Source organism: Bacillus sp. FJAT-18017 (genome assembly GCF_001278805.1).
Taxonomy (GTDB): Bacteria; Bacillota; Bacilli; order Bacillales; family Cytobacillaceae; genus Bacillus_D.
Genome location: NZ_CP012602.1, coordinates 3,942,592 through 3,967,852 on the forward strand (window position 1 = coordinate 3,942,592; position 25,261 = coordinate 3,967,852).

A 25,261-nucleotide genomic window follows, 5' to 3' on the forward strand; every position below is an offset into this window, starting at 1 on the left:
TAGGTAAAAACCTATAGGAGGGAATTTTCATGGGGAATGGACAACAGCCTGAACCGCAAAGCCAAAATTCCAGATTGAAATGGCATTTTTTCGAGCTGATTGGAATCATTTTAGTGGTAGCGTCATTATTGATTCTGTTATTTAAGCCTAATTCACTTTCAAGTCTTTTTGACACCATTATAAAAGAGGTAAAACCCATCGTTGTAGATGTTTTCCTCACAAGTGAAATTGGCGTTGCAATTGTTATTAGTGTGATTGTTGGCCGGATTTTAGAACGGCTGGGATTCACGGATGGCTTAATCCGAATTTTTGTGCCAATCATGAAATGGTTTAGAATCAATCCATCTGTCATTATTCCAAGTGTGTACAACATCCTCGGTGATATCAACGCTGCCGGAAAAATTGCCGGTCCAATCCTCGTTAAAGCTGGTGCTACCAAGGCCGAGCAAAAGATTGCAGTTGCAACAATGATTCAATCGCCTCAGTCTTTTGCAACATTCGTTTTAGGGCTTATCGCTTTGTCTGCCTTCGGAATCAATGCTTTTCCACTAGTAATCATCTCAATTATTCTGCCAATAATTATTGTCCCACTCCTTTTATCGAAGACTATTTACCGCGATACAAGAAAAGTTGAATTGACTGAGCTGCCACGGTTTACACCGCAAACCAAGTTTCTACAGACGATTTTCGGTTCGGCAAAAGAAGGTGTGGAGCTTCTATTTCTTATCATTATCCCAGCAGTTGCGGCTGTTTTCTTCTTAATTGGTGCACTAAAATTCCTCGGTGTTTGGAGTTTCATTGAGTCCAGTCTTTCTTCCATCTTAACTGTTATGAGCATTGAGCCTTCCACCGGAATTGTTTCTATACTAGCAGCACCTACCCTCGCTGTTGCTCAATTGGCTGAACTAAGTGCCAACATAGATCCTCGCCTGATTGTCGGATCCTTTGTACTGGCCAATTCAGGCTTGCCTCTGTCCGTCATTTTTGGCCAGATTCCTGTCACATGGGCAGAATCCTCTGGCTTGAATGAACGGGAAGCATTACTGGCGGCCATCATTGGAATGGTTCTCCGATTTGCGACTGCGCTGGTACTCGGAATCTTTCTGACTCCATTCCTGGTGTGATGCGTTATGGATCAACCCTATTTAGTACGCGCAAAAAAAATTGTCACTGTCAGCCATGCGGGGACCATCCATGATGGAGCGATGGCCATCATGGATGGAAAAATTCTGGAGGTCGGCAAATGGAATGAAATCAGAAAACGTTACCCTGAATTGCCCGTCCAGGATTATTCTGATTTAGTGATAACCCCTTCTCTTGTGGATTGCCATACGCATTTATTGGAATTTGCCCCAAGCTCGCTGTATCCGGTAACTCAGGTAACTCATTTCCTAGCGGGAAAAGCAATCCTGTTTAAAGCCTTATCATCAGGCATAACAGCATTAGGTGAACAGGTTTGTGGACATCCGCTATGTAACTTTTCCATGGCTGATTACAAGAATGCCGTTCAAGGGCTTCCCCTTGATGTCACATTCGCGGCAACTAGCATCTCAATTGGCTTTGAACAAATGGCCCATTTTACATCCGTCACACAGTCCCGGCCAGTTAATCAACGGACTTTATCAAGTCCTGACCTTGTAAAAAAGATTGCAGCAGAAAGTGAGTATCCAGGGGAGAATATCTTCATTAATGCAACTCCCGCCAATTTCACTGCTGATCAAGTCCCGCGGGCAGGAGAAGTCATTTATACAATTGAAGAATTAAAGTCAATTACAGATATCTATCATCAGGCAGGAAAAAGGATTGGAGCGCACGTAGCTGGGGAAGAAGGAATCAGGTTGGCTTTGGATGCGGGGATTGATGTTCTTCACCATGCACACGGCATCACAGATGAACTAATTGAAAAAGCGGCAACACAGAACGTTTCTGTTGTTACCACACCAATGGGCGGCACTCATTTGGAACCTAATTCCCCGGAAAATATATTGTCACTTGTTAAAAGCAATATTCCGGTTTCCATTTCAACAGACTCTTACCTGCCCCCTTATCCAGGAACCACATGGCTCCCTTTTCATGACAGTAAAATGCAGGGCCCTGACAACTTGATGTTAATCGCCCATCCAGCTATGAAACTCCTAGAAGAAAATAATTATGAGGAAAATGAAATTCTTGCACTATTGACAACCAATCCAGCCAAAATACTGGGGAAAGAAAGCAAATACGGAAGTCTTGAAACAGGAAAAGACGCCAACTTCCTCGTAGCAGAAGGCATTCCCGGACTCCAGATAACAGATGTGGAAGAGATTAAAAAGGTGTTTTATAAAGGTGTTATGGTCATTGAGAGAAAATAGCGCTGATAGAAACCTAATAGTGCAAACGAATTGTGAAAGTAAAGAGTTCCGTTTTGAGTTGCTTTTCTAAAAATATGCACCAAAGTGACAGTCCTTTTGACATCTCAATTGGCATATAAAAAAGCAAAACTCACCTCCAAAAAAACTGTACTCTGCTGCAAGGCCGCCATGTCTCCTATCAATCCCATCATCAAGCCGGCGGGAATCATGGAAAACAGCGGCCTTTCCTAATGCCTTATTTCATCCGCACTAGCTGATCTAACACTTCCGCAATATCACCGTCGATACCAATGGATTTTGAAGCAATTACATCTGGAATAAAAAGCTCGCTGCCTCTATTAAAAGTAATATAGGTTGCATTTTCCTCTAAGCTAGTTAAATTCATAAATGGGGCTTTAATCAATTGGTTTCTTGCACCTACACCTAATTCCAGCAGGGCTAACTTTCTACCATGAGCATTATCGATAAAATCCTGATAAGCCTGATAGCTTGTTTGCCAAGACTGGCCTCTTAGAAAATTCCGATCGACTTCGACATGGACTTGCATTGGGCCGCCACACTCTGGACACTTAGGAATAAGATCCAGAGGGACTTTTCCATTCTCTTGGTGTTGGGCCATTTTACTCAATATTTTGTCACCTTGATAAATTCGATTATGGCAACCATTAGAACATTGCAAATACCGGCTATTACCCTCTATTTCGAAAAGGCGTTCCTTTTGAAATCCTGCAAGTGTAAAATGAGAATCTGTATTAGAGGTAACCACAAAATAATTTTTATCCTTCACCAGTTCATAAAGGTTCTTCATAACAGGACTAGCTTCCTTGTTGTTTAAAAAGTAGGCGTACATACGGCTGAAAAATGCCCACTTTTCTTCCTCGGAAGGATATGGATAAAATGAACCCTGTAGGATACTACGAAAACCATACTTTTTACGAAAGTCACCGAAATGTTCCAGAAAGGACGAATCCTCTGCAAAAATATTATAACCTTCCGAAATGGCGAGGCCGTTACTTGCGCCTATTACAATGCTGTCAGCCTTCTTGATTTTGCTTAAAACCTCTTGATACTTCTCTTCCATATAAACCTCCATTTTTTTCGAAATTGTGTAATGCGAAGCCGTATTGCTCATTACTTATCCAATATCTACATCTCATTTTTCTCTTTTGTTCAAAGCATCTTGTAATACCACGGCAATATCTTTATGAATTGCGAGTCCCTTATCCTTCAGTTCCCTTGGCAACAATGCATCCTTTGGATTGATGGTAATGTAGTATGCATCGGGCCAACTGTAAGTCATGTTCCAGAAGGGTTCTTTGATGAACATCGGTGTCATTGTGCCAACACCTAATTCCAGAAAGAGAACCTTTTTATCTTTGTTTTTTATAAGAAACTCATTGTATTTTATTAATTCATTTCTGTAAGAGCTACCTTCCAGAAATACATAAGAGCGCACCCATGGTTCCATTTCCTGCCCGCACTTTGGACAGAATGGAATTAACTCTGTTGGAATTCTGGTTCCATCTATGTTTGCATACATGGTCTCGACTTGCTCTTTATTAAAATAAACCTGATCATGGCAACGGGAGCCGCATTGAAAATAACGCAAATCCCCTTGAATTGGGGAAACTTTCTCTTCAGGAAAAGTTTTGGAAAACTGTGCGTCTTGATTCGTTGTAACAATGAAATAGTTTTTGCCTTGAAGTAGTTGCGATAAATCAAGGTAAGGGTGACCGGCTTCCGCATCATATATAAATTTGATTTCAGTTGCAAGATAAGCCCACCGTTCTTCTCTTGTAGAAAAACGGTAATAAAAGCCCTCAAAAAGGTTTTTAATACCATATTTATCTGCAAATTTTCCAAAATGCTTCAGAAAATTTTCATCAGTATGATAAAAACTGTGTCCGATAGCCTCAGACATCCCAGCAGCGCCACCAACCACAATCGCGTCAGCTGATTCGATTTTTTCAAGTAATGTGTCTATGTTGTCTTGATATTGTTGTGTTAACATACGTTATTTGTCCTCCTAACGATTCTTCTATATAGTTGAAAATCCAAACCATACTTCCCTGAAAATCAAAGATATGAATCCGGTTGTGGATCGTTTTTCTTCACGTTTAAATCCTTCTTTACTTGGATTTTAATGTATTATATAGTGGGTATAGACTAGTAAACAAGTATGCACTTTTATGACATATACTATCTAGGAGGATAGTGTAAAATGAAAAGATCCCAAGTTGATGGTTCTGATAACAAAGAAAACATTTCTGATAGCCAAGAACCTTATTTTGGCTACACACTCTCTATTATCAGTGGTAAATGGAAACTGTTAATTATTTACTATTTAATAAAATACGGTACAGTCCGCTATAATGAGCTTCAGCGCTTGCTGGGAAAAATCACCTATAAAACGTTAAGTTCTACATTAAAGGAGATGCAAAATGACGGCTTAGTTCATCGTGAGGAATATCCACAAATTCCCCCTAAGGTCGAATATAGCCTTACCGAAAAAGGGCAATCGCTCTGGCCGATTATCCAGGAAATGTGCCAATGGGGAGAGAATAATAAAGAAAAGTAAGAGAGAGAAAATGCTGATTAGCAGCATGAATGAATGGATCAAGAAAAGCGCGGGAATTTTTTGCGAGGAAAAAAAGATGCAAAAACAGGGGCACTGAAACTATTGCCCCAAGTAAAAAGGTATAATTCTCTCACAATTGAGAGTATTATACCTTTTTGCCGTTTTTATTATTCTGTTGGTTGTTTTTCCTTAACAAGTAAAAGCAAACGTTTATTGTAATGTGCCAATCAAAGGATTTTGCTGTTTTATTTCTTGTATGGATAGATATAAACTATAGTTCCCATGATCGAGAAGGCTATTTAGGAAAAGATTCAATTGATCTTGTGTTCTGACTTTTATTTTTAAATGGTAACAGCCTTCCCCTGATACTCGGTGAGCTTCAACAACCTCTTTTCGATCCTTAATAAAACGGATAAAAGTATCATGATCAGGTGTTTTCATATAGATAATGACAAACGCTGTAAAAATGAGTCCCAATTTCATTTCATCTACTAGTAGAGAGTACGCCTTAATGACACCACTCTCCTCAAGTTTCTTAATCCGATTCCCTACTGCCTGTCCCGTCATATGAATTTGTTCTCCTAAGTCCTTCCATTGAATACGAGAATTTTCGGATAATAACTTGAGGATTTGAAAATCAATTTGATCAATATGCATAATAAACTCCTTTCACCGTGAAATGATTTGATATAAAAGTCTTTCATCAAAGTATCGATACAAATCAAGATATTATTTATCATTGTACTATACTAAATATTTTAATGAGGTGAAAGAAAATGAGCACAGCTTTAATTATCGTTGATATACAAAATGACTATTTTCCAAATGGAAAGATGGAGTTAAGCAACCCCGAAAAAGCAGCCACAAACGCTGCTAAAGTTCTTGATTGGTTTAGACATAATAACAAAGAAAATATTTTCCATGTTCAGCATATCGCAAGTAGTCCAGAGTTAGGCTTCTTTCTTCCAAATACAGAGGGGGCTGAAATACATGAAGTTGTTCTGCCATTAGAGCACGAGAACATCATTGTAAAAAATTTCGCTAACAGCTTTCTGAAAACAGAATTAGAAAGTAAATTAAGAGAAAAAGGTGTAACCAAGGTGGTGGTTGTTGGTATGATGACTCATATGTGTATTGATGCAACCGTTAGAGCGGCAGTGGATCTAGGCTTTGAAACGACACTAATTGAAGATGCGTGTGCGACAAGAGAGTTATCTTATCAAGATAAAAAAGTCCCAGCTGACCAGGTTCATTATGCGTTTATCAGCGCACTTAACGGTATGTATGCCAATGTCACTTCGACCGAGGATTTCCTTCAACAAAAAAACTAATTAAATAAAAAAGGGAGATTGTATTAAAAACAATCTCCTTTTTTGCAGTTGTGTATTAAGTCAATTTCAAGTGGGGGGTTATTTATACCCAACTTTCTTATAGATGAAGATTGAGTTTTTCTTATTATGTTTGAGAATTCTCAACTACTTTACCTAATCTGCCATATAGAGAAATGGCGCTATACTTTTTAAGATAAGCACCCGTCACTTAAAGTGCATTCTTTAACAAACTTGTTAACTTTAGTGTTGCTGCTTTGTTTTTTCAATCGCAATACGTAAGTTCGAGATTACACCAAGGAACAATATTAACGAACAAACCAATTTTTCAAAAGGTGTTCCAAATAATTGTTGTATAAACCCAAAAGACCAAAGTAAAACAAAAAACCAGAATATAACGCTTATACCTCTTTTGTATGTATATGGTATATTTCTTCCAACAATCAGAGTAAACACTCCTCCAATAATGGAAACTATGATACTGATAATAGATATTGGTAACTGTGTAGCGAAGGATTCAGAACGTCCGCCATTAACCCATGTGAATGGAATTATGCCGCTAATAATTAGAACATGGATTGAGATAGTCAAAGAGTAAAAAATAATTCCCATAAATACAGCAGTTTTCACATTAATTTTTCTAATTTTCTCTAATATAAACTCACCCCATTTCTTCCTATTATCATTTTATTTAATCTTGTAAGGTACTATTCCTATATAAATTTCCATATGATATTTTTTTGGGCTCCCCCCTCCCCCACTGAATTCGCTTTGTTTTGATTAATAACGAAAACAACCTTTACGACCATTGCGGATCCCTGACCTACTTCCTTTTTTTCGCTTCTATCCTCTTGTTCAACTCTTCTAAAAATACATCGTCATCAAAGGGCAATTCGAATTCCTTACCCAACCAATCTCTTCGTTTTCCTATCTAACATTTCCTCCTTCTGAACCATAGCAAGGTTCCGTCATAATTTTAAAAATAGTTTGACGTTTTTGTGAGATAATGATATAAAAGCTAATAACAAAGATGGCTACAACTAAGAGGTGGAGGTTATGGAGATGGGAAATAAATGTAAAATTTTAGATTGTACAATTCGAGATGGAGGGTTAGTCAACAATTGGGACTTCAGCGTCGAATTTGTTCAAGACTTGTATAATGGCCTAAGTGACGCAGGCGTTGAATATATGGAGATTGGATACAAAAATTCTCCTAAACTCTTAAACGCGACTGAGCCCAACCCATGGAGATTTCTTGACGATAACTTCCTGAAAGAAATTATCCCTGAGAAAAAATTTACGAAACTATCGGCATTGGTGGATATTGGGAGAGTCGACCCAAACGACATCCTGCCGCGCGAAGAAAGCATATTGGATATGATTCGGGTTGCCTGCTATATTCGTGAAGTGGACAAGGGCCTCGAGCTTGTGCAAATGTTCCATGATTTGGGCTATGAGACTTCACTCAACATCATGGCTTTATCAAGCGTCCCTGAGAGTCAGCTTATTAAAGCATTCGAATTGGTGAAAGCAAGCCCTGTCGATGTGGTCTATATCGTCGACTCATTCGGCAGCCTTGATCCTGCAGACATTGAGCATCAGGTGAACAAGTTCAAAGCCATGCTTCCAAACAAACAGCTAGGAATTCATACTCACAACAACATGCAACTCGCATTCGCCAATACGCTGTCTGCCTTACGCAATGGGGTAACCTTTCTCGATTCATCCGTTTACGGCATGGGCCGAGCCGCCGGTAACTGTCATACAGAACTACTCGTCAGCTATATACAAAAAACAAGCTATGAGCTTAAGCCTGTCCTTGGCGTGATTGAAAAGCATATGCTCGACATGCGCCAAAGGTGGGAATGGGGCTACATCATCCCCTACATGATTTCCGGTGTCCTGAACGAACATCCCCGCGTCGCCATGTCCTACCGTGACAGTGCCAACCGGGATAAATTTGTCGACTTCTATGACAAAGTAACAACGCCTGAAGCCTCAATAGCAACAGTGTCCAACTGATACACCCACAGATGAACCCGCGTGGGGCTGAATCCATAGCAGCCGTATCTTTTTACTCTCGGCATTTAGTAACAAGATACATAAGCGAAGCCATAGGGACTGTCCCCTATGGCTTTTTTATAAAAGTAGAAAAGCTGCTGTCACTCGCAAATACCAGGAAAATGTAGTGATGATATTAAAATACTAAAGCAAACAAGGTCAAAGTCTGTCGCTCTTCCCAAGAAGTATTGGCGACATTGAGTTCTTCCGGTTCAATGCTGGAAACATCTTCACCACAAATTCGGTTTCACGACCATGAACCAGAGCATCGACATCAATAAAATGATGTAGGTCCAGATGGTGCGCTTCAATTTTGCGGTGAGTGCTATTTTATTTGCGCCTTCTTTGGCAAATTCCCGAAGTGTCGGAGAGAATGCCCGTGCCAGGAAAAAGAGGGAGGCGAACAGCAGTGCCAGGGTTCCGACAATCCACGGCGTTTTCCATGTCCATGGTCCGAGGATGACGAGCAGCACTCCTGTTCCAATCAGCACATGGCCGGCGTGTTTTGACAGCCGCACGACTGACTTCAGCAAAGCCAAATGGGCATCCAACTCTTTCCCCACAGCATTAGGCAGATTTTTTACAATGGGCATCAAAATGAAGAAGGGCCCAATTGACGCAATCACGCTTGCGACGTGAAGATAAATAATGATTCGGTACAATAAATCCATTTCTTATTCTTCAACAGGACTAAATTCATGCACCCAGACGCGCATTTTCGGAAGCCATGGCATTCCCGGGTGATACGATAGGATCGACTGCTTGTAGGCTTCAACATTTTCAAAGCCCTCGCGCTGAGCATCTGCATCAGTCAATTCTCCAAGTGATTGGGAATAGACACTGTCCACGACGAATTTCTTTCCTTTTAACTCCATGATTTCGCCTACATCGGCATAACGGCCGTTACGGCGCGTAGCAGTTTTTTTGCCTGCCAACACTTTATTGACGTCCTCTTCCATTGTGACAAGACGCTCAACCTCACATGTTTTTGGCGGAAAAGCATTGTTCTGTTCTGTCATTGAAAAAATCTCCCTTCCTTTTGCTCATCTATAATATCGCATATAGAAAAAAAGAACGCCAATACATACAATGGTACCCATGTCAGAGACACACTAAAAAGGAGATAAAGCAGATATACCAAGTAGCCAATTTCCGGCCTGCGGGAGACTTTTCTCAATTTGCTGTGGTGCGCGTATAGCTGGCCCCCACAGCCGGCTCCTTTTTTAAAAAATAACTGTCCACTTCTATATAATAGTTGGTTACTGATTGAGGATTTCTACAAAAGTAGAATTCAACAGATCTCTATGGTTCCCCCAGTAAATAATAGAAAAGGCCTGTCCCAAGCAGCATGGGCAGGCCGTCTTATTACTTAAACGTGACATTTACCGTATAACCAATACCCTTAAAAAATTCCTTTAACACTTTTTCTGCATTTTTCTCAGCAGTATCTAGTAAACCAATAGATATAGCTTCTTGACGAATTTTCTCTTGTGCCTCAGCGGCCTTCTCAAACCCCTCATCCATTTTAATATCAGCACGGAAAAGCCCATTACTGTCAACGGCTTGTATTTTATCCATTTGTAATGCTGGGTCTTGAATGAACTCTGCTTGAGGAAGGGTAATATCTATTTCGTTTGTTTCCTCATTAATAACCATGTCCTCAGAAGTAACCTTTTTCAAATCAACACCTGCTAAAACCGTCGCAGGTACAACCAATAAAAGCTCTCGCTTTGTTCCTGGTAGATTAATATTCAAGAAATTCTTATTATCCTCTTCGTGTATAACCGTCTTCATATGAGCTTCAGCTGTTGCCAATGTAGCTAGCTCTTGAACGTGTTCAACAAACGTGACAGACTCTTGTTTGAAGATACTGCCCGCAAATTGCCAAATTACTACCGAAATGATGATTAAAGGAACAAGGATGGCCAAAATAATTTTCAATACACCAGCTTTGAAAAAGGGCTGAACAATTCCTTTCGGTTGAGATACATATCTTGTGTTTTGACCTACCGCAATCGTTGCAGCACTTTGCTGTTGTGCTTCCTTTAATTCTAGTAATAGTCTTTCTAGTTGTTCAATTTTTTCGTCTTTTTCTTCTATAATTTCTCTATTTGTGCCCATTTTTTTCTCCTTCCATTCTTACCATTACAATGCTTATCCTTAAATCTTGTCCTTTAGATGCTCATTTAGTTATTTAAAAATAGTTTCAGCTTCACCGATATATTCCAAAGCGTTTTCATCTATTCCGAAAGCAAGTAAACACCTGTTCTTTTCAGGTCCTGCCTATTGATACACTTTTTTATCTAAATTCTTGGTATATTCTATTTCCTATCCATTTTGATAGTTCACAGGTAAGCTTAGCATTCGGATTTCCATCAAGTAAAAAAACTTGATAGCCTTCCAAAAGTGCATTTCCCCCTCCAATTCCTATAAAACTTCTATTTTCATTACCATAATATGATAAATATATCATAATCCATTCCAATGAATGTAGAATAATCAGGACTTTTATCAAATAATGTAAAATTTACCAAAAAAGTAAAAGGTAATATTAAACTCTCAAAATAGGGATGACATGAAATGCGCGGTCCGGTTCCAACAACGACTAGGTCGTATTTCCTGAACTACCCTCTTCCGATAAGGATGCTTCAAGCAAACGAAAAACCTATATAACAAACCTGGCACTACCCAAGGTCGAATAAAACTCATTCGACAAACACGGGCAGTGCCAGGCATCATATTTTATTTTGTAAAAGTAGCGGGCATTACAACCGCAACGACCTCGCCACGGGCACAAGGAACATCATCTGCAAATACTTCTATATGTACTTTCCATCTTTTAGGATGAATTTCTTCTACAGTTCCAATTGCTTTTAATGGAACATCCTGCGGAGTTGGTTTAAGGTATTCCACATTGAGGCTGGCGGTTACAAATCTGGGAGGTTCTGTGCCATCTCCTATTTCGTTTCCATTCTTGCGGTGCAGTGCAAGTGAGGCAGACCCAGTTCCGTGGCAATCAATCAACGAAGCGATCATCCCGCCATATACAAACCCGGGAATTCCCATGTACTTGGATTTAGGCGTATAGATTGTAACCGTCTGGTCACCTTGCCAGCCAGTGCGAAAATGATGCCCATCTTGATTTAATCGGCCACACCCATAACACCAGGCGAAATCATCAGGATAGATATCCTGTATTGCGTTTTCAATTGTTTCTCCCATCGTTCATTCCCCCTTATATACGTATTCTAATCTATTACATTTTTAACCTTCAACCAAGTTGTACTATAAACGTATAATCTGGCGTATCCGGTTTATTGTCTGATATTTTCAGATTGAATTGATATTTTATAAAATTAGTCAATATCCCTCTTCTTGCCAAACTTCTTACATCCTCCTTGGATACTAACTTAAAAGATATCATTGTCGCAGTTAATCAGAAAAATTGATGGGTAAAGAATGAGAGGTAGTAAATATAGAGAGACCATGCGCATACAGTCCGACTGCAGATAAATAACCGAAGGGAATCAAAGGTTATATGCAGCAAAACATCAAAGAATTTTTTAGTTAGGTGGTTTGATATGTATGGAAATTGAAAATCAGAGAAAAAAACGAGAAGAAAATCAACTGGAATTTGCTCAGCAGCATTTGGCCAATGAACGCACGTACTTAGCTTGGGTACGGACCGCGATAAGCGTCACAGGAATTGCTTTTGTAATAGTTTCTTTCCATTTAACCATTGGACAAAGCCATCGGGTAATTGACTTTCTTGCTGTGCTGCTTACTATCCTATCCAGCTTGGCTGGTTTTGGTGTTATTATAAATTCAGCTATCCAATATTACAGAAAACGAAAACAAATTCAGTCGCAACGCTTTCATTCTTCCCATGTGTCCATCATAGCGTCAACACTGGCTTTACTTATCGTGGTTCTCGTTGCTATTGTCTATATTTTAATCCAATTTATGCATGTTGAGGAGAGCATATCATAAGGAATTGAATGAAAGGGCAGCCTTATTGGGATAAGACCTGTATGGAAACGTTGAACCAGGAAGGTTCTCACGTTATACAGGGAAAGAAACCATGTTATGAAAAAATCTATTCTATTTCAAGATAATGTTTCTGTTGGAGAAGACGGAGGTGTTCGTCTAAATTGAAGAGGGTCTCTTCCATCGGTGCCTTCTTCTTGATTACCGGCCTTTCATGTTTTTGGTCTTCCTCTATCCGAAAAGCAATTTAACAAAGCACTCCTAAAAGAGCGTAAGAACCTATTCAATCTGAAATTGATAAATTGATCTCTAGTCTAGAGCGGTTTTGAAAGGGAGGGAAGAAGTGCCTTGATTGGCATCTTCGCCCCCTTTTTGGCTGTAACAGTGTTTTTCTAAGTACGGGTACTGTGGTTTAAAAATGAGGTATAACTGCGTATAAAAAGGGTGGGTTTTTCGTTAACTTGTCTACCAACGGGGGCTCAGTTTTCATTTCTATGCCAAAACAGAAAAAACCCGCCATTCATCCCCCCCTAAAATCTTTCGGATTTTTGAGGAAGGGGACTTCTGGCTAAAATTCGTTAAAAATGACATCACCGATTTCTTGGTCGATTCATAGTATTCGACAGTTTTAGTCTCCTAATAAATCATTAGCAGTTCTAATATGTATCCTTGCTACATAGTCGAATCGAGGATTGTTTAAAAGAAGAAAGACCTTGGGTAGAGCATTTACTATACTAGAAAAAGAAAGAGGTTGATAGAAATGTTAAAAAAAAAGGATTCTATATTTGAAACAGTCCCGGAAGGCTTTCGCGTCGTGACAGTTGGATCAGGCAATCCCAAAACTGAAGTCGGCCGCAATGCACCAAGCACGCTTGTGCAGTTTAAGGACAAGTATTTCTTGGTAGACTGCGGCGCCAGTTCAACCAATACCCTGACGAACATCGGTCTTCCTGTAGAAAACATTACCAATATGTTATTTACCCATCAACATGTTGACCACAACGGAGATTTCTGGACATTCTTCATCGATGGTTGGCAAGGATCCTATGGTAGAAGATCCCTTAATCTAGCCGGCCCACGAGTCCAGGAACTGTATGATACTACCGTTGACTTTTTCAAAGATGACCTGGCGTACCGTGCCCGTTTAGGCACAGCGAAAGACGGAGCGCTGACAAATGTAAACATCACGGATTTTACGGAAGATCAGCATAGCCTGGAGCTTGATGGCGTCCAAATTACGGCAATCCCTGTTCCACATACCGCTCCAACTTATGCATACCGTTTTGAGGCAGACGGCCAGAGTGTCGTCGTCTCAGGGGATTTGGACTATACCGAAGACTTTGCGCCGTTTGCAAAAGGCGTTGACATCCTGGTGATTGACGGAATGATGACCACTGATTTTTCAGCTCTTTCCGAACAAGGCGCTGAAAATTTGAAAGACGGCTTACTAGGATCCCATGCGACTCCCGAAGCACTTGCCAAGATGGCGGCCGATGCGGGAGCCAAGAAAGTGGTTTTGACTCATCTAGGCCTGGGGAAACTAGATTCGAACACAAAAAAAGCATTTTCCGACGTTAATTTCCAAGGAGAGATTATCGTAGCTGAAGATGGTCTAGTGATTGAGCCATAGGGACGGTTCCTTTGGCTTTTATAAAAATGGAGAAGATTTGCCCCTCACAAACCCAGTGATACTATAAACTCTAATGCAAACAACGGCATAGCCCGCCGCTTGAGTCTACCGTTGGTTTGAGCTTTAGAATGAATTAACGACGCTTTTTTCGCGGGAATAGGCAGTTGAACAACCTATTAGTATTGAACTACTCCACCTTAATTTCTGAGGAAATTTGAAGGTGGAGATTCCTGCGAATACCAACTGCACCAAACCGGTTATTTAGCAGGCTATCCCTGTCGCACCGACGGTTAGCAGTATATTGTACATTTGAATTCACTGCACGTACTACTTTGCTTGGTTTTCGCTCTTCGATACGTGCAGGGCGAAAGATGCTTAGATATTTTACGTGACAAAGCCTTTCTTGTCACAACCCCAAATATCTAGTTTCCAAAGAACGATTGTATACATACCGATAAAAAATCTTCTAAGAGCCATTCTTGTGTTTTATAGATACATCCGTTTTCATTGATGTAAGAATGACCGATTGTCAATCAGGCGCCCATTCTTTTGCTTTTCAGGATAGCCTCATTATCTTAGACCGAGTGTCCCGATATGCCTGTAGGATTTCAGATCATGGCTTGTTATCTTGCCCGGGGACAGTGCATACAGCGTATTGCTGATATACAGAAGACGCTTGATTGCTGGATCATATTCTTCATATATGGATGGCTGTCCGTTGGTGTTATGGTTGATTTTCGACTGGAGTTCAAACCCCTTATCGGAATCGATGCTGTATACATATGCCCCCTGGAACTCAAAGATTTGATCATATTCATTTTCCTGGCTGTTTTGATAAACGGAGATCGGGAAGGCAAATACATTCTTATCTTTGTTGAACAATAGTGCTTTATGGTCATCATTCAACGGTGAATACGTCCCTCTGCCGCCGATGATCTCTGTGAACTTCTCTTTCGGATTGTGCATGTCACTGACATCGAACAATGAAATTTTCACTCCATCGGTGAGGATGCGCGGCTGTGCTCCCGCTCCTTTTTCCACAACAATTTTTGTGTCATGCCCGAATCCAATCAAATGGTTCTCATCATAAGGATGCAAGTAATTGCTGAATCCCGGAATCTTTAATTCACCCAGCACCTTTGGTTTTGCCGGATTGCTGGCTTCAATGACGAACAGAGGATCCGTTTCCTTGAAGGTGACCATATAGATGCGATCGCCCATGAATCTCGCTGAATAGATTCGCTCTCCCCTCGCTAGTGATTCAAGCTTTCCGGTCGGCTTCAGATTTTCATCCAATATATAGAGCGCATTGGAGGATGGCCTGCTTTCATCCCAGGCATATCCCTTTGTCGTCACGACCCGGAAATGGCCATCATGTTCATCCATGGAAAACTGATTCAGCACGGTACCCTGCACTAACGCAGACCCCTGGAATTCCACATCCATCCCTTTAATCGAAAACTTATGGATCGTTGTATCCGGTGCTGGCATCTCTGTCCAATTCCCGCGCGGGTACTCAGCCCAATTCGCAACCGCGAGATAGAGGTTTTCCTTCGACATGTACATTTGCTCCCCGCTGCCCAGATAGGTGGTGACAGCGGCTTTTTTCCCTGGCTGATTGAGGTCGAACGCCGCAATCATTGTATAATTGGACTCCTTTGATTCGGGGAAATAATTGATTTCATCATAACTGACGATTTTTTCGCCAGTACCGGATGCTGTATCCGAATATTTTGGCCTGATATCGAGTCCCTCGTTTTCCCGGAGCAGCCAATAATCCGGGTGATGCATGGTGACAAGATAGACCATGCTTTCGACTTTCCGTGCTGACATATAGCTTCCCTCCAGCTCAACCTCCCGGATCAGCACAGGTTTAGCTGGATTTTTCACATCATATATAACAGCCTTCGTTGACATCATCATAGGTAAAATCTTCGAATCCTTCTCCATTTCTTCATACGGATTTGAAGTATAGTGATACTGATTGCCGATGACAGCCAATTTCCCTTCATGTAAAAAAAGCTGGTTGGGTGTAAACTCTCCGGGATAAGAAATCTTGGACAAAAGTTTCATATCATCCTCCGGCGCAGCCTTAATAATCCTGATTTCGTTCTCTTCCGCCTGGAAAATATGCTTCCCGTCCGTTTTGACGATGTCCGCCTCATCTACCCCCTGAACCTGATTATTTGTTTGGGAGTATTCAGTATTGGCAGCTTTATCTGCGGATGACTTTTCCTCGCTCATGCCTGACTCACTGGTATCACTCGAAAACCAGCCGCCTGATGAAGTTCTTTCTTCTTCTTTTAATAGATTTTTATAATAATCATTCAATTCATCCTTCGAGCCTATGACAGGAAGGTCTTCTTTTACAACAAACTTCCAGGATGTATCCCTTCCCAAGTTTCTCCCTGCGGAAGATTCAAGGTCTTTTTTAAAATGGAGGGTGTAAAATTTTGCATTAAGTTGATACCCTTCTTTTGGAGGGTCAATATATACGGTTTTTTGATCGTCACTAAGGGAAAGCGCAGTTTTAATTTTCTTTCCTTGATCATCCAAAACAAAGATTGAATCAGAACGAAGACTTTCTGTCGAGATTTTTTCAGTAAATTGAATACTCCACACTTTATTGGCCATGACAATGGCTTCTTCGTTCTCTTCCCAGGCGTTGACCAGCTTGAACTGCGTTAAGAAGTAATAAGAAAGGCCAGCTATAAACAATAACGAAACCCCGCCTAAAATTATCCACTTTTTCATCTTTATCCCTCCTGAAAGATTAGACGGGAATATTACCGGCCGTGTGTCAGGATAGGAACTACCTGTTAAAAAAATTTAAATTTCCGCCAATTAAAAATGACCCTGCCTTTTATTCTTAGGCGAGGTCATTTATATGTTCTAGTAAGTACTCGCAAATGCCCTTTTAACGTTTTGTATACTTTCGAGGCCATATCAACAATGAATCCTTTCAGCTCAATTGCTGATAGTTTTTTCATTATAATCCAAAGAAAAGAGCCACCGTAAACGTACTGGTAGTCTCTCTAGAAAGGCAAGTCATTTAGTTTAAATAGGGGTTGATACTTTGTTTTTCCCAGTCATTTCTTATGATTGCGAAACAAAAAGCTTCTCTGAGATTCGGAATGCATACATGATTAAGTCGGAAACCGAAAAAATACAAAGATAAAAATCCGAGCGAGAAAGCGCCTCGGATTCTTAAATTTACCATTCACTGGTGTAGTCTATTGGTGTTAGGTTTTTTGATGATTGATAATGTTCTATAGTTTTTAAATATGTCTTCCAATCCCTGTACTTTTGATGCACTTTTTGTTCAAGAATTTCATCAACATGCTTTTCTTCATTATATATTCCTTCTCTACACATATTTCCCAGTCTATTAATATACTTTTTAACATATATCTCCTTCAGTTTCCTTTCTCCCTTTATTAGAATATGTTTTTGTTCTAAATACTCCTTAAACTCCATTTTAATCTTCCCCTGCCCGAAATATTATTATAAATATCTTTTGTTTAAATGATATGTTGAGCAACTTTACTGGATGACTACCTCCCATTAAAACGAAATTACCACAGTACCTCGTCTAGACTGAAATTAGGAAAACAACTCCATCTGCTCCATTTCTCCCAGCCTCTCCAATGCCTGGGGTTCGTGGTCCTGAAAATAGGCTTGGTGAAGCTGTTTGACTTTGGTCATGATTTGTTTGTTTGAGTCAGCTGCTTTCCGAAGGCGGCAGCTGTAGATGACCGGGAAGTAGTCGCGCAGGAATTTTCCTTCTGCGTGCGCTGTGAGTGCAATAATCTGAAATCCGAGCTGCTCGGCAATAAAGAAGACCGGATTCAGAACATGGTCGCTTGATGCTTTTCCGAATGGATTATCCATGATGACCACCCGGTGGCGCTTTGCTTTGGTTACTGAGTGTTGGCGCTTTTCAGATACATAGTTGAGAATGCCGAGGAACAGTGTCATATTCTTACTCCACTTCTCTCCGCCTGACCATGCATTAGTCTGTTCCCAGGAGTAGGACCGGGTAGTGACCTGGTTATCATTCGTTACTTTCCGGCACGTCACTTTCATGCTTTCATTGTTCATGACAATCCGCAACAATTGCTTAGAATGGGTCCATGTTTCAATTTCCTTACGCACCTTGCCATAATCTTCAGCTCCATCCGTATTCAAATATCTATCTGAATCAAGCTGCTCCAAAATCCATTCAACGTGCTTGCGAATTCTGCTTTTTCCCTCTTCTCGTGTCCATTCCGGAATGGAGAAATGGAAGACTTCCTTCCACTTGTCATCCACTTTGACTTTCGTCTTTTTAGGAATGATAGAAAGTTCTTCTGCAATAGTAAGTAAATGGCTGTTGATATGAGTGACAAATTGCTCAAGCTGTCTATCGTGGTCGATGATAGTAGCTTCATTGTATTTTATGGCTGTTTGAATCCGTTTTTGCATATGCCCCTGGAATTCAAGCACTTCCTGATAGGTCTTCTTGCTGTCAATTCCTTGCCTAGCCATTTCTCGCAATTTGACGTTGCTGATTTTGTTCTTACAAAACGTCATGAATGCATCTTTCGCCTTACCAACTCTTTCCCACTCGATTCCTACAAGATTCTTCACCTTGACGAGCTGATCAGTCGCTTCTTTTATAAACGCAGGACGTTCGTACGCAAATGCTTGAAGCTCATTTTCACTCAATACTGCAGCTTGGACAGAAGGACCTTTGAAATGATGCGCCTCTTCAAATCGATCCAATTGGTGGAAAGCATTCTCAAGAGAAGTCAGTTCGCCCTGAACACGCACTTCTTCCTGTTTTAAGAAAGCCCTCCGTTCCTTCAATTGCCTGTTCTCTTCCTTCAGTTTTGACTCCGTTTCCTTCACGTTTCCTTCAAAACTCAGGGGCACCCCCAGCGGAAAGGCCTGTTCGAATTTATTTAAAGCACTCTCAACAGCTGTCTCCTGCTTTATTTTCCGAGTATTTTGGGCGTCATAATTCTCTTTTTCCTGTTTAACAGACAGTTCAAGCTCCTTGATCCGGTTGCGTAATGCAACAATTCGTTCATTCCCATTCGGTGGAAAAACGAGTTCTTCATCCAGACTGCCATTCTCAAGCCTTATATCATCCATTCCTTTTAAACATCGTGTAATATCCTTTTCTACCTGGATGACTTTAAGCTCAATCTCATTCCGTGAGCTAGATATCTGGCGCAGTTGAAGCTTCAGTTCATCCCGTTCTTCTTGTAAAATCCTCTTTGACTTACCAGTATACAAAGCTTGTGCAGTTTTCACTTCTTGGAATATTAAATCGTCTATCAAGCGGGTATGATACCCGGCAGCTTCTTTTGCTTCATCTCGTTTAATCTCTAGCTCTTCTATTAATCCTTCTCTTTGCTCTTTGTACCGATTAAGCAAGCGTTCATATCCTATCTTTTCCTCTGAAAGTCGCTCCTGCTGGCTAGCGAGTTTATCCCGTTCTTGCTCAGTATGAAGGTAATCCCTGGCTTGACTCAACTTCCCTTCCAGCCCATTCAATTCATCAGTGTATACCTTAATCTTCTCTTCCTGGGTTTTCAGACGGTTCTCATTTTCGGAAATAAATGCACGGGTTTCCCTTAGTTGAACCTCCAGGTGCTGTATCATTTGGGATAATTCGTTCAATTGGTTCTTTTGACCTTGCAGATGTTCATAGGAATACTCATGGAGAAATGCCAATAGCTTGTCCTCAGCATTCTTCCATTTCTGAATATGCCGTTCTATTTCAAGCCGAGCTTGTCTTGCATTCTCGGCATGGCTCCTTATTGCTCGTTTCCACTCTTGAAAAACATCAATCTGCCCATTATGCCTCCAATGGTCAGGTTCCACTACATTCATATCCGGTATTTCCCCACGAATGAAGCCTCCTGCCTGCTCAATTGACAGCACATGGATTGGGACCTGAAGCTGCTGTTCGATTGACTGAATTTTGGAAACCACTTTGTCCAGATCCGCTGCTCTTGTCACCAAGGCTGCCGGCCAGAAAGGATATCTCCCTGCTACTTCTCTGTCAGGCTGTTCAAGTGATTGGATAAATTGTACCCCAGTCATCAAAAAACCAAATTGGCCAGTCCACTTCCTCAGCTGCTTCTCAAGGAAAGGGTCTGCAAAAAACACATTCTGTTCACCGTAGTCATCGATTCTCCTAAAGGCAATCCGCTCTCTGAAAAGGCTTGTTTCCCGCTCCCTCTCCAACCGAACAAGCTCATCTTCTACTTGGCGAAGAATTGATTCTTGCTTCAAGTAAAGGGAATCCATTAGTGTCCATTGTGGATAAAGCCCTGCCAGTACACCCTTCATTTTCTCTTGGGCTAAGTCAGCCCTCTCTACTTCTTGTTTTAGTAAGTTATGAGTTTCCCCAAGATTATTTTTCTCCGACTCTAGCCTTTCCTGCTTGTTTCTTTGCTCTATCAGCAACCCTGCAATCCTCTTATTCTCATTTTTCAGCTGAACAATCTCTTTATCCAAATACACGAGACGCTGTTCCCATTTCGGCAAGTTCTCTCTAACAGATTCCTCGTTTGGCTTAGAAAGTATCTGTTGCTTTATCTTGTTCATCTGGGATTCCATGATTTCCATGGCTCCGGCATTTTTATCAAGAGTTGTATTCGTTCTCCCCAGCATCTCCTGCTGAACCAGCATGTCCTTATCAATCTGCCCAATTGCATCCTCTATCGGCTTCATTTCCAGTTTTAAGTCTCGTATTTGCTTAAGCACTTCTTCAACTTCTTGCTCAAAATACCCCTTTAGTTCCCTACTATTTTCATCCAGTCGATCATTAATGTCCTGAATATCTTCATTCTGGTCGAGCAGTGTCAATTTCCCTTTATGGAAATCCAGAGCTTCCCCAGCTTCTTTCCATTCCTTTTTCAATTGTGCAAGCTTAAGAGAGTGAAATTGTTTCTTAGCGGCGTCCAATGATCCCTCGCCAAGTGAAAGTCGATATTTAGCCTCTTTCCACTCTGCCTCAATCTCCTTCAAAAAAAGCCTATCTTTATACAATTCAAGGGATAGATGCTTTTTCTTACTCTCTGTTTCTTCCTCTTCCCATATCTTCATTTTATGGATTAAGTTTTGAAGTTCCTGCTTTGAATTTTCATCCTGTAATTTAATTTTCTCAAGGATTGCTTTAGCCCGGCCCTTTACTTGTTCGTATTCCTGCTGTCTTGAAAATAGGCCTTCATATGTCGAGGCATAGCGATTTAACTGTTCTCCAATTGCTTTATTTTCCTCGATTTGCTCCTTCAATTCTTTATACAGTTTGAAGCTGGCCCGGTGCTTTTCAAAAGTATCAGCGAAGGTTGTCGAATTGTGCCCTGCAATTGCTTCTTCAACTGTCGGAATCAATAGGCGGTCAAACAGTTGATTCGTTTGCTTGCATTCATCAAAAAACGCTTCGACTCCTCCTTCGGTACTGTTGATTTTTACAATGCTTTCCCACTCAACTGGAATAATGTGGTACTGTTTCTCAATATGCTGCTGAAAACCTTTAATCGTTGGAAAGGTGTGAGCATTCATATACTGTTGGGCCATGCTAAAATAATAGTCGGAAATCTCCCCTCGATCTGAAGGCCGGTTGGACTCTTTCCTAACAAACGGGATATTGTCTATACCATGTTTGTCTCCAGCCATGTACTCATACACATAACGGTAAGAATCAAGCCCATCTTTCGTTAGATAAAGGCTCACACACGTTACAAGGTACTGTCGGGGCGATTCCGAGAGTATCCATTCAATTGCAATATGCGCCGGGTAATTATCGAGCTGCAGTGTCTGCTTTATTTTCCGGTCAGCTAGGCTTGTGTGCGGGATAACCGCCTGCAGCGCTGTTTGGATGAAGACTGTCTTTCCGCCTCCATTTTCCAGTAGAATGGCTCCGTTGTATCCATCAAACTTAAAGGTTTCATCATTATAGCGCTTCATTCCATCTTCATAGATAACATTCGTGAATCGGATTTTACTGATGGTCGGCATATTCCGTCTCCTCCTCCCACTGATAAATAAATTCTAGAATTCCTTTGTTGAATTCTACTTCCATAAAGAAACGCTGCACAATTGCTTTTGCTTTTTCTGTCAAAACCATCTCATTGTTACCGATTTCTTCAATCAGCTCCTGGGCATGCAGGAAACGTTTTGCATTATCCATGAAACTTAGGCGGCTGATTGTGTTTCCTCTCTGCTTCTTGGCACTTTCCTTGATATCATTCATATCTTCCCATTTGTCTACAATCTGTCCCCAATTATAGGAAAACTCTTGTTCATGTTGTTTCAACTTTTCCATGTCCAGTTCCTTCAGCATTTCAATCCGCTCATGAACCAGCCTTGCCCATTCATCAAGCTGAAGAAAATCCCTGGTCGGCTCCAGAGTCTGATAACTGTCATAAAAAGCACCAAACAAGACAATTGAAGCAAAATATAGAAGATAAAGATCTGCATTTGTCGCACCGGATCTTAAGTAAGTCCTCTTTATATAGTCATTGTTCACATGGAATGGAGACAGCTTCGTCTTCGGAATCATGTACATTTTTTCTCCGGCAGGGACAACTACACAATCCACTTTATGTGCGAAGCCATCCACAAGCGCCCTAATATCATCATCTGCTATGTATAAAGAAAGGAATTCGAAGCCCCCGTGTCCGTCACGCGCTAGAACCATATATAGTTCAAAAGTCTGCATCACTTTGCTTTCACTATAATTCATCCTCCAACCCCTCCATCATTGCAAATTCCATTTCCTGTATTGAAAAACGTTCTGTCACATGCAGTGTTTCATCCCGCTCTAATACAACCAATGTCCGGCTGCCCAAAACCGCCATGGCATCATCCAGACTATTATTTGAACCTTCTTCTTCACTCTCAACTTTCCCTTTTGTGATTGGTGAGCGTTGATGGAGTATTAGCCAGAAGTCGTAGAAAAACCGCTTATTCAATAAGTTCTGTTCCTTTTTACGAATGTAGCCAAGGATGCCGGAAAGTTCAGTAATTCCTTCATCCAGCGCTTCGAGTGTAAGCTTCATGATTGTGCCATAATTTTTTCGGAGTTTCTCTTGATAATCGTTTTCTGTTTGGTCACCCAGTTCCATAAATCCCATTTCAACAGACTCTTCGCGATCTTCCCGGATGTTCTGCTCGGCAAAAAGGGTAAGAGGGGACCATGACTTCTCCTGATGAACTCGCAAGAATGGATGGAGGAGCCCCTTCATAACCTCCAAGGGGAGCGGGGTGGATATCAGTCTCGCGTTGATGTCCTGATCAAAGTTAAATGCATCAATACCCGTATAATACAGGGATTCCTGAGCAGCCTTTAACGTATGATTCTTAAGCTCAATACTTTGCTCTAGCAGCCTTGAATGTTCATAGTGGACCTCTTCTAGCTGATTCGTGATTTCCAGGACGAAAGCATATGTTCTCGCTTCTTTTTTGTGATAGTCTTTCTCGTAAAGGCGGTCTTTTGTTTCTTTGACAAATTGGCGCAATTCGGTAAATTCCTCGTTTTCCCGCTCCAAGCGGGCATGGATATCTTCCAGGAGCTGCTTATAACGTTCATATGTATCCTCGGATACAATACTCCGCTGAATCTCATAGCGGAGTTTCACCATTCGTTCATTCAGCGACTCCACGTCAATCCGCATCTCATTAATCTGGCGCAATGCTCCCCGGAATTCACCCTTCTCCAATTGCTTCCTAAGCATAAGCTGGTTAATTGAAAGCTGGAACTCGCTATAGAATTCTTTTGTGGCAAAAATGAGTTCAAGGCCATCCTCATCTAGCGTGTAATATTGAGTGTTTGTTTTAGAATCAAAGTTATTTGCCTTGAGTAGGGAGTACTCGAGATCCTCTTCCCGTGAAAGTTCCCAGTCAAAGAAGGAGTAGGAGCGCTTTTTTCCTGAGGTCGGTCTGAATGTCAAAATAATTGATGAGGCGATTTCTTCACATGCCTGAAAGTCTAGAGTGTATTGCCGTGCTGTCAACTGTTGCAGGAAGAGAGCCAAATCCTTCGTACCCGCTTTCGTACTCCTTATGATTTTTTGTTCAAAGAAAAACAGCAGTGAAAGGAGTCCAAGCCCCTTCATATCGATAGGTTCATCGAGCTGGTCCTTAACTTTTTTCCGCTCTAGTTCATATAAAGGGTCAAAGAGCGCAAGACGACGCATTCGCTCTTTGAATCCCGATGTAATGTCTGCAATTTCATTAACTTCCATGGTGCTGCCTCCAAATCTCCTGCAACTCGTTGGTCCTTAAAACTTCCTGTGGGAAATACTGGCCGTTATCCAGGATGGCTTGGAGGCGGATTTCCTCTTCTTTTGAAAAGAAAGATAAGAATTGCTCAATTGCTTCCTTGTCAGAACGTTGATTTGTTTTTCCGAGCAAAGATCCTTTTGTCATACAAGCTGTGTAAAATGGCATATAAAGCTGGACTGGGACTTTTTGGTTAAGGATGTACCAAATAAATATCCCAGAACGGTCAATGTCGCCAAAATAATAAAAAATATGCTCGGCATCAGGCAATGGCAGCTGCCGATCAAATTGCTCAATGCTTTTGATTATCTTGTTTCCGCTTCCATAAATCAGGGTTGTAAACATTGTCATTGGCAGTGCGTCCAACAGGCCCTGGAAAGTGGTCTTATTTTCAACAATTAAGTGCAGTTGTTTTTCCCGGCAAAGGGCTTTGGGATTTATGGCATACATTAATGGGTCTGCTACTGGAATCACTTTCATATGTGTCCAGAGCCCGATACGCTTCAACAATTCTTCCCCGTGCTTGTCGGTTATCCACTTCTCATCCCCGACAAGATCAACACTGCGCTCCGGTGCGGGCGCTTCGTATTCGGGAAACCCATTTTCTTCTATATATCTATGAATCTTCATTATGTACGGAAGGTCATCCTCCCAAACTGAGGGCTCTCCTGAGAAATATGTATCCAGTTGAATCGAAGAGTGCAAGAGCAACCGGTATTTTATTAGTTCGTTATGCAGGTCCTGTTTCAAGCGGTGGGCGTGAATTCGGTATGTATAGGCAAGAGAAGGATTTCTTGTATTTCTTCCTTTAGCCCTCACCATTTCTATTACGCCATCTACTTCAAGAGAGAGAATCAAACTGGCGAATTGATCATACGGCAAATTTATATTGTCTAGCATTGCTTCCAACTCGGACAATTCAATCGTCTTCCTCCGATAGCCTGTTAGCTTATTCCTTATTGCATTCTTCACAAAAACACTCCCCCAACATTTTACAATTCCTCACATTAATTCTACTAAATACGCTTAGATTCGTCAGTAGGTT

Annotated in this window: 21 protein-coding genes; 8 read left to right on the forward strand and 13 right to left on the reverse strand. The window is 41.1% G+C overall.

All coding sequences use genetic code 11. From position 1 onward, the window contains the following. Positions 1–29: 29 nt before the first annotated feature. Positions 30–1,124, forward strand: a complete 1,095-nt coding sequence (locus tag AM500_RS18260; protein WP_053600497.1) for a hypothetical protein — start codon at positions 30–32, stop codon at positions 1,122–1,124. Positions 1,125–1,130: 6 nt separating this feature from the next. After that, positions 1,131–2,351 carry an amidohydrolase family protein gene (locus tag AM500_RS18265; RefSeq protein ID WP_053600498.1) on the forward strand — a complete coding sequence of 407 codons (1,221 nt, stop codon included), beginning with the start codon at positions 1,131–1,133 and terminating at the stop codon, positions 2,349–2,351. Positions 2,352–2,586: 235 nt separating this feature from the next. Here the strand turns inward: AM500_RS18265 and AM500_RS18270 are convergent, their stop codons facing one another. Continuing rightward, positions 2,587–3,432: an SIR2 family NAD-dependent protein deacylase gene (locus tag AM500_RS18270; RefSeq protein WP_053600499.1), complete on the reverse strand. Its 846-nt coding sequence runs from the start codon at positions 3,430–3,432 to the stop codon at positions 2,587–2,589. Between the two features lie 72 nt (positions 3,433–3,504). After that, positions 3,505–4,362, reverse strand: a complete 858-nt coding sequence (locus AM500_RS18275) for an SIR2 family NAD-dependent protein deacylase (protein ID WP_053600500.1) — start codon at positions 4,360–4,362, stop codon at positions 3,505–3,507. Positions 4,363–4,572: 210 nt separating this feature from the next. On the opposite strand from AM500_RS18275, the gene AM500_RS18280 reads away from it, so the two are divergent. Together AM500_RS18280 and AM500_RS25925 are read left to right on the forward strand one after the other, a co-directional pair. Beyond that, the gene (locus AM500_RS18280) at positions 4,573–4,929 is read left to right on the forward strand and encodes a winged helix-turn-helix transcriptional regulator (RefSeq protein WP_053600501.1); all 357 of its coding nucleotides are present in this window, start codon (positions 4,573–4,575) and stop codon (positions 4,927–4,929) included. A gap of 33 nt (positions 4,930–4,962) precedes the next feature. Beyond that, positions 4,963–5,148, forward strand: a complete 186-nt coding sequence (locus AM500_RS25925; RefSeq protein ID WP_197282615.1) for a hypothetical protein — start codon at positions 4,963–4,965, stop codon at positions 5,146–5,148. Here the strand turns inward: AM500_RS25925 and AM500_RS18285 are convergent. After that, positions 5,140–5,586, reverse strand: a complete 447-nt coding sequence (locus tag AM500_RS18285) for an Lrp/AsnC family transcriptional regulator (RefSeq protein WP_053600502.1) — start codon at positions 5,584–5,586, stop codon at positions 5,140–5,142. The genes AM500_RS25925 and AM500_RS18285 overlap by 9 nt on opposite strands. Positions 5,587–5,705: 119 nt before the next feature. Here AM500_RS18285 and AM500_RS18290 point away from each other — a divergent pair, with 119 nt between their 5' ends. Beyond that, complete coding sequence (locus AM500_RS18290) at positions 5,706–6,260, forward strand: cysteine hydrolase family protein (RefSeq protein WP_053600503.1); 555 nt, start codon at positions 5,706–5,708, stop codon at positions 6,258–6,260. A 1,059-nt stretch (positions 6,261–7,319) separates the two neighbouring features. Next, positions 7,320–8,279: an aldolase catalytic domain-containing protein gene (locus AM500_RS18295; RefSeq protein WP_053600504.1), complete on the forward strand. Its 960-nt coding sequence runs from the start codon at positions 7,320–7,322 to the stop codon at positions 8,277–8,279. A 269-nt stretch (positions 8,280–8,548) separates the two neighbouring features. Here AM500_RS18295 and AM500_RS18300 read toward each other — a convergent pair whose 3' ends face one another. The 4 genes from AM500_RS18300 to AM500_RS18315 form a co-directional block, all read right to left on the reverse strand. Continuing rightward, on the reverse strand, positions 8,549–8,989 hold the full coding sequence (locus tag AM500_RS18300) for a hypothetical protein (RefSeq protein ID WP_053600505.1): 441 nt from the start codon (positions 8,987–8,989) through the stop codon (positions 8,549–8,551). 3 nt (positions 8,990–8,992) lie between these two features. Then, a complete protein-coding gene (locus AM500_RS18305) occupies positions 8,993–9,337 on the reverse strand; it encodes an ASCH domain-containing protein (RefSeq protein WP_053600506.1) in 345 nt (114 codons plus the stop codon). Between the two features lie 346 nt (positions 9,338–9,683). Further along, entirely contained in the window at positions 9,684–10,439 is a 756-nt protein-coding gene (locus tag AM500_RS18310; RefSeq protein WP_231688034.1) for a DUF4230 domain-containing protein, read from the reverse strand. Positions 10,440–11,060: 621 nt separating this feature from the next. After that, a complete protein-coding gene (locus AM500_RS18315; RefSeq protein WP_053600507.1) occupies positions 11,061–11,540 on the reverse strand; it encodes a PaaI family thioesterase in 480 nt (159 codons plus the stop codon). Positions 11,541–11,903: 363 nt separating this feature from the next. Between AM500_RS18315 and AM500_RS18320 the strand changes: the two genes are divergently transcribed. Both AM500_RS18320 and AM500_RS18325 read left to right on the forward strand, forming a co-directional pair. Beyond that, a complete protein-coding gene (locus AM500_RS18320; RefSeq protein WP_053600508.1) occupies positions 11,904–12,308 on the forward strand; it encodes a YidH family protein in 405 nt (134 codons plus the stop codon). A gap of 757 nt (positions 12,309–13,065) precedes the next feature. Further along, positions 13,066–13,935: an MBL fold metallo-hydrolase gene (locus AM500_RS18325; RefSeq protein ID WP_053600509.1), complete on the forward strand. Its 870-nt coding sequence runs from the start codon at positions 13,066–13,068 to the stop codon at positions 13,933–13,935. Positions 13,936–14,505: 570 nt separating this feature from the next. On the opposite strand, the gene AM500_RS18330 is transcribed toward AM500_RS18325, so the two are convergent. From AM500_RS18330 to AM500_RS18355, 6 genes are all read right to left on the reverse strand, one after another. After that, the gene (locus AM500_RS18330) at positions 14,506–16,689 is read right to left on the reverse strand and encodes a beta-propeller domain-containing protein (RefSeq protein ID WP_053600510.1); all 2,184 of its coding nucleotides are present in this window, start codon (positions 16,687–16,689) and stop codon (positions 14,506–14,508) included. 459 nt (positions 16,690–17,148) lie between these two features. After that, positions 17,149–17,412, reverse strand: a complete 264-nt coding sequence (locus AM500_RS18335) for a hypothetical protein (RefSeq protein WP_053600511.1) — start codon at positions 17,410–17,412, stop codon at positions 17,149–17,151. A 126-nt stretch (positions 17,413–17,538) separates the two neighbouring features. Next, positions 17,539–21,951 (reverse strand): coiled-coil domain-containing protein, encoded by a 4,413-nt coding sequence (locus AM500_RS18340; RefSeq protein ID WP_053600512.1) that lies wholly within the window; start codon positions 21,949–21,951, stop codon positions 17,539–17,541. Continuing rightward, the gene (locus AM500_RS18345) at positions 21,935–22,678 is read right to left on the reverse strand and encodes a DUF6063 family protein (protein WP_053600513.1); all 744 of its coding nucleotides are present in this window, start codon (positions 22,676–22,678) and stop codon (positions 21,935–21,937) included. The genes AM500_RS18340 and AM500_RS18345 overlap by 17 nt, the downstream gene beginning before the upstream one ends. After that, the gene (locus AM500_RS18350; RefSeq protein WP_053600514.1) at positions 22,668–24,179 is read right to left on the reverse strand and encodes a hypothetical protein; all 1,512 of its coding nucleotides are present in this window, start codon (positions 24,177–24,179) and stop codon (positions 22,668–22,670) included. The genes AM500_RS18345 and AM500_RS18350 overlap by 11 nt, the downstream gene beginning before the upstream one ends. Beyond that, positions 24,169–25,188, reverse strand: coding sequence for a Wadjet anti-phage system protein JetD domain-containing protein (locus tag AM500_RS18355; RefSeq protein WP_231688035.1), 1,020 nt, complete (start codon positions 25,186–25,188; stop codon positions 24,169–24,171). The genes AM500_RS18350 and AM500_RS18355 overlap by 11 nt, the downstream gene beginning before the upstream one ends. Positions 25,189–25,261: the final 73 nt, after the last annotated feature.

What these genes read in the sequence shown, in the direction of transcription:
- AM500_RS18260 (WP_053600497.1), top strand. Translation starts at nt 30, where the DNA reads ATGGGGAATGGACAACAGCCTGAACCGCAAAGCCAAAATTCCAGATTG.
- AM500_RS18265 (WP_053600498.1), top strand. Translation starts at nt 1,131, where the DNA reads ATGGATCAACCCTATTTAGTACGCGCAAAAAAAATTGTCACTGTCAGC.
- AM500_RS18270 (WP_053600499.1), bottom strand. Translation starts at nt 3,432, where the DNA reads ATGGAAGAGAAGTATCAAGAGGTTTTAAGCAAAATCAAGAAGGCTGAC.
- AM500_RS18275 (WP_053600500.1), bottom strand. Translation starts at nt 4,362, where the DNA reads ATGTTAACACAACAATATCAAGACAACATAGACACATTACTTGAAAAA.
- AM500_RS18280 (WP_053600501.1), top strand. Translation starts at nt 4,573, where the DNA reads ATGAAAAGATCCCAAGTTGATGGTTCTGATAACAAAGAAAACATTTCT.
- AM500_RS25925 (WP_197282615.1), top strand. Translation starts at nt 4,963, where the DNA reads ATGGATCAAGAAAAGCGCGGGAATTTTTTGCGAGGAAAAAAAGATGCA.
- AM500_RS18285 (WP_053600502.1), bottom strand. Translation starts at nt 5,586, where the DNA reads ATGCATATTGATCAAATTGATTTTCAAATCCTCAAGTTATTATCCGAA.
- AM500_RS18290 (WP_053600503.1), top strand. Translation starts at nt 5,706, where the DNA reads ATGAGCACAGCTTTAATTATCGTTGATATACAAAATGACTATTTTCCA.
- AM500_RS18295 (WP_053600504.1), top strand. Translation starts at nt 7,320, where the DNA reads ATGGGAAATAAATGTAAAATTTTAGATTGTACAATTCGAGATGGAGGG.
- AM500_RS18300 (WP_053600505.1), bottom strand. Translation starts at nt 8,989, where the DNA reads ATGGATTTATTGTACCGAATCATTATTTATCTTCACGTCGCAAGCGTG.
- AM500_RS18305 (WP_053600506.1), bottom strand. Translation starts at nt 9,337, where the DNA reads ATGACAGAACAGAACAATGCTTTTCCGCCAAAAACATGTGAGGTTGAG.
- AM500_RS18310 (WP_231688034.1), bottom strand. Translation starts at nt 10,439, where the DNA reads ATGGGCACAAATAGAGAAATTATAGAAGAAAAAGACGAAAAAATTGAA.
- AM500_RS18315 (WP_053600507.1), bottom strand. Translation starts at nt 11,540, where the DNA reads ATGGGAGAAACAATTGAAAACGCAATACAGGATATCTATCCTGATGAT.
- AM500_RS18320 (WP_053600508.1), top strand. Translation starts at nt 11,904, where the DNA reads ATGGAAATTGAAAATCAGAGAAAAAAACGAGAAGAAAATCAACTGGAA.
- AM500_RS18325 (WP_053600509.1), top strand. Translation starts at nt 13,066, where the DNA reads ATGTTAAAAAAAAAGGATTCTATATTTGAAACAGTCCCGGAAGGCTTT.
- AM500_RS18330 (WP_053600510.1), bottom strand. Translation starts at nt 16,689, where the DNA reads ATGAAAAAGTGGATAATTTTAGGCGGGGTTTCGTTATTGTTTATAGCT.
- AM500_RS18335 (WP_053600511.1), bottom strand. Translation starts at nt 17,412, where the DNA reads ATGGAGTTTAAGGAGTATTTAGAACAAAAACATATTCTAATAAAGGGA.
- AM500_RS18340 (WP_053600512.1), bottom strand. Translation starts at nt 21,951, where the DNA reads ATGCCGACCATCAGTAAAATCCGATTCACGAATGTTATCTATGAAGAT.
- AM500_RS18345 (WP_053600513.1), bottom strand. Translation starts at nt 22,678, where the DNA reads ATGAATTATAGTGAAAGCAAAGTGATGCAGACTTTTGAACTATATATG.
- AM500_RS18350 (WP_053600514.1), bottom strand. Translation starts at nt 24,179, where the DNA reads ATGGAAGTTAATGAAATTGCAGACATTACATCGGGATTCAAAGAGCGA.